The sequence below is a fragment of the Candidatus Chordibacter forsetii genome, from assembly GCF_964187505.1.
GTDB lineage: Bacteria > Verrucomicrobiota > Verrucomicrobiia > Opitutales > Seribacteraceae > Chordibacter > Chordibacter forsetii.
This window is the reverse complement of record NZ_CAXLML010000055.1, coordinates 1-4,611: the sequence shown is the minus strand read 5'-3', so window position 1 is coordinate 4,611 and position 4,611 is coordinate 1. Positions and strand designations below refer to the sequence as shown.

Genomic DNA, 4,611 nt, shown 5'->3' with positions numbered 1-4,611 from the left:
CACTCAATCAGGCGATGATCCCAGTTCATCATTTGATACATTTGACGAGTATGCAGATGATCTTGAAGAAGATGTTTTTTAAAAAAATCACCTAAGACCTGAAGAATTACAAATCTTACCCTTTTTCGTTATACTTAATTTTTTGTATTTTTTAGCGTTCAAATGCTAATTTAGATTACAATAAAGAATTATTTTACCAATTAGCCCACACCTAGTGAGTTAAGGTGTATGTTTATTTCATTATAGTGCAATAACAGCAGATCTGTATTTATTTACTCCTTCTATAGATAACTTACTCACATGCGCAGGTAAGTTTGGTTTTATGGCACTTTATCTGCTATATTGGTAAAAGATGCGCCTTTTGATACTGCTCTGTTCAACCTTGGTAGGGATTTGCTTTGCTAATTCCATGGCTTACGGTTTGGTCCGGGAGGAAAGTCTTTTGGCAAGATGGTCTTTTGACGAGGGTAACGGTTCAATCGTTAATGACTCGGTCATTGGAGGTAGTCCACTCTTCATGAATCTCGGGAAATGGGGAAATGAAGAAAATGGTAATGCTCTTTCAAAATTCTCAATGGATATAAGCGAAGGAACTGGTTTTGCAGTTTTGGAAGGAAACCGAAAATTTCAGGTCAACTCATCCTACAGTATTCTCCTATGGTTTAAAACAAACGGACTGCCCGATGATTACTCCCAAATTCTGAGCAAGCGTGAATCAACCAATTATTCTTATCTCTTTCAAATAAAGCCCGGTGGTACCAGCCTGGAAGCACTGTATCGTGCCGAGGGACTATCGAGTCAGTATGGTTCGACTGGCTCAGTGTATTTTCAACTTAATCAATGGAATTGTTTTCTCTCCACTTATGATGGCACCTACCTCCGATCCTTTCTTAATGGCAAAAATGCGGGGATACTTGAACTTCTCGAAACTCCTCTAAAGGACAATGCCGATATCGGAATTGGAGGGTCTAGTGACGGCAGTAACCTTTTTAAAGGCTGGATTGATGAGATTCGATACTACTCTGAAGTATTAAGTTCGGAAGATGCAGTAATTGCATTTGGGGAAGGTTTTGGAGATCTAGGAGCCAGCCCAAAAATTGATGCACCAATGGTTAATCCAGAGGCAAATTCTACCGTTTTTGTTTCATTCGTTAAAAACAGCGGTGAACTTTCTACTGTATCCGGATTTACCACCAATGACTTGGAAGTCACTGGTGGTCAGGTTTCCGGATTTTCTGAATATAATGCAACTCATTACCGTTTCTACATTGCTGCCGACAAAAAGCCTCAACGGATTAAAATCCGCATACCAGCTGGAACTGCCAAGGACGACGATAATTTTTCTACTTCTTCTGGCTTTGCCCGGATTCAACATATCGAACCAGTAACCGCAGCAAAAAACCTTGTTGGCTGGTGGACTTTTGATCAGGAATCCAACCAATCCTGGGAAAGTAACAGCACGCCTCCCGCAAACGTTGATGCATGGACTCCCCTCACTTTGTCCCCCAAAGTTTGGTTGGATGCCTATGACTTGAGCAGCTTGGATAAAGGGACTGACCAAGGACAATTGGGTGAGCCAACAGACGGGGAATCCATTCAGTTTTGGGCAGACAAAAGCGGAAACGATCATCATGCCAAAAAAAGAGCTGGTACACCTTCTTACAGTGCGAGCGGTTTAAACTCAAAACCCACTATTTATCTTAACAGTGCTTCCCTGGCTTTAGAGAACTCCAGAGTACCCTTTGACAACTGGGAAGAATTTCATGTTTTTGCAGTGCTCTACCAAACTGCACAGAATCAATTCTCCAGCATATTAGGTAAAACCAATACCACCGGGTGGGCCAACAATAACAGCTATAACTTTTCGTGGTTTTTGAATATGCACAGGGCAGATAAAAATGGGCACAAAATTTGGGGACCAGCACTAAATACATCAACTGGTGGAAACAGTTACATGACTACATCCAATGAGGCAATCTGGACACACGACGGATTTTCGGGTGGTCCGAGTGTCCTATCGATTCGGTATTCATCTCTCGAGGAAGCTAATAATTTTAAGTTTATCGTAAACGGCCAAACAATTGGGCAATCAACTTTAACAGGTAGCATCAAGTCCACACCAACACTTGATTTCGTGATTGGGGGGAGATCAGACGGCACGGGGAACTGGAAAGGAAAAATATCTGAATTCATCCTTTTTGATAAGGTGTTAGATGACTCTATTGTTACCTCTTATCTAGATGACAAATGGGCACCAGTTGTCCCACTTTTTGACTCAAATCAATCCACATTTGTTTTCGAGGATCAGTCCGGAGGTGACCGACCCATGTTCTTTTACGGAGAGACTCAAAATAACCAGAATCTCTTTGGATCAACTCTGGGATTTGATGGCGGCTCCAATTTCGGGAAGATCGATTTGCTTGACCGCAATCAAAGCGCGATCGAATTAGCAGATGTAACCCTACCTAATCTGTTGCACGCTTGGTGGCCCTTCGATGGAGATTCTCAGGATTACTCAGGAAATGAAAGGCATGGTCAAATGGTCGGGAATGGGGCTTTTGGAATGGGCCGGTTTGATCAGGCATTAGATTTACAAAACGGAGGAATTTTCAGAGTACCTGAGGAAAAAGATCCTGGAATTTACGAGAACTTCCCACGCACCCTTTCTATGTGGGTCAAAACACTCGCACCTTCTGGAAATCTGGTAAAGTGGGGAATCTTGGAAAATGGAAAACATTGGAACTGGTCCATAACCAGTTCAAATGGAATGGATGGATGGATGAAGTTGGGTATCTATGGTGCCAATCAAATTGGAAAGCATTACATGGTATCTGATGGAAAATGGCGACACCTCGCGGTTTCGATGACCCCAATTGGAGAAAGTTCATTTTCACTGAACTTGTTTGTGGATGGCAGACAAGAAACCAAGTTTTTATCCACTATCAATAAAGATAATTTTGAGATTAATACGCAACCTTCAGACCTTGTTATTGGAGGTGGAGGATTTAGCGGCTGGATTGATGACTTCCGTATCTATTCGACTATGCTGAACAGCGGTGAGATCTCCATGATTTTGCAGGAAAAAACTAGCGACGACCTAGCCATTACCCGTGGGAACTACTCCCTTTCTGCCTGGATCAAGCCGACTGACCTTCCGGAAAGCAATCGATTCAACTTCGCGCATGCCCGTTTTTTCTGGAGAGACTGGGGGGGAGATGCCCGCATCGATACCTGGCCTCACGAAATGAGAAAAACAGGAATTCCTAAACTGGACCCAAGTAGTGATCTTTTGTCAGAACTCTTTGAGGAACCGGTCAGCTTTTATGCCCTAGCCGTGGATAACGATCCATCCACCGATGCTGGATGGAATACTGATTACATTGGATATGATGCAAATTCAATTTCCTACCCCTATGCTTTCTTTTCAGATACCAACCTAACCGACGGCCCCTGGCTTTTGGAAAATGAGAATGGAGGCACAGCTTACAGCCCCAATTTTCTATCCAGCCTTTCTGAAACGCCCAATTCCTATGCATCTTCATTTGGTACATCCTTTTATGATTATGGTACTCAACCCCGTGGATTTACGATCGCCCATGGATCTTTAGCCTTTGAACCAGGTGGCTCTTTTGGACCTGGCATTTTTTATCTTCGGGCAGGAGGCAGTGGCAGAAATACTTTTTGGCTAGATAAAAATCAGAACCTGACCTTTGACGAAGTGGATTCCGGGGAACGAATGATCAAGTCGGATGGTTCGAACGGGCACGAGAAAGTTTTATTCCTTGGCCATCAAATCCCCATTATTGCAACTCCGGGAATCGAAAATGACCGAGGCTTGGCAATCACTGGTAAAAGATCGATCAGCTCCTGGGAGCAGAATGGAGATGAGCCCATCTCATCTCTCTTCGAGTATTCGTTGAATCAAGGAGAGTGGAGCCATGTTGTGATGACCGTAAACCGGACTACCCATCAGCTATCCACATTTGTGAACGGTCGAATGGTGGCTACCTCCGCCTTGCAGGAAAACGAGCTCTCAGAACCGAGATTGGGAGACTGGTTTATTGGGGGACCAGGTCCTTTCAATAGCAACCAATACTTTGCCGGGCAAATCGATGACCTCCGAATGTACGACGATGCCCTAACGCCAGAAGAGATTTCCCTAATTTACAACGGGGGGGAGGGAGATATTGGATTGGTCGGAACGGTATCCGCACCCGTGGTCACCGATGAAGAGACCGTTACCTTTCGAATTAATTTCGAAAAATTTGAAGAAGAGATCGCAATTACTGGAATCACAGAAGCCGAGGTCAATGCAAGCCTAACCAACGGAGAGATTGTCGATGGGAGTTTAGTCTCTCTGGGTTCCGGAGTTTTTGAATTCAACGCAACCTTTACCTCCTACCAGCAAATGATTCTGGACTTACCCCGTGGGGCAGGCAGTTCCGATACGGAGGACACCTTGCGGGTCCTGCATAAAATATCTCGGGTTCCCGAAGTTCCCCTAAAAGAACATTTAGTCCATTGGTGGTGGCTGGATGAATCGATTGGCAAATCTGTTACCGACAGCATGGGCTCAAGCGATGGTACGATCCAGGGAGGTGCTTCATGGAC

General features: G+C 44.2%; 1 protein-coding gene. It reads left to right on the top strand.

The features are described 5' to 3' along the window. Positions 1–352: 352 nt before the first annotated feature. A partial coding sequence (locus ACKPQ4_RS02495; RefSeq protein WP_407679633.1) for a LamG-like jellyroll fold domain-containing protein occupies positions 353–4,611 on the top strand: 4,259 nt, incomplete at its 3' end.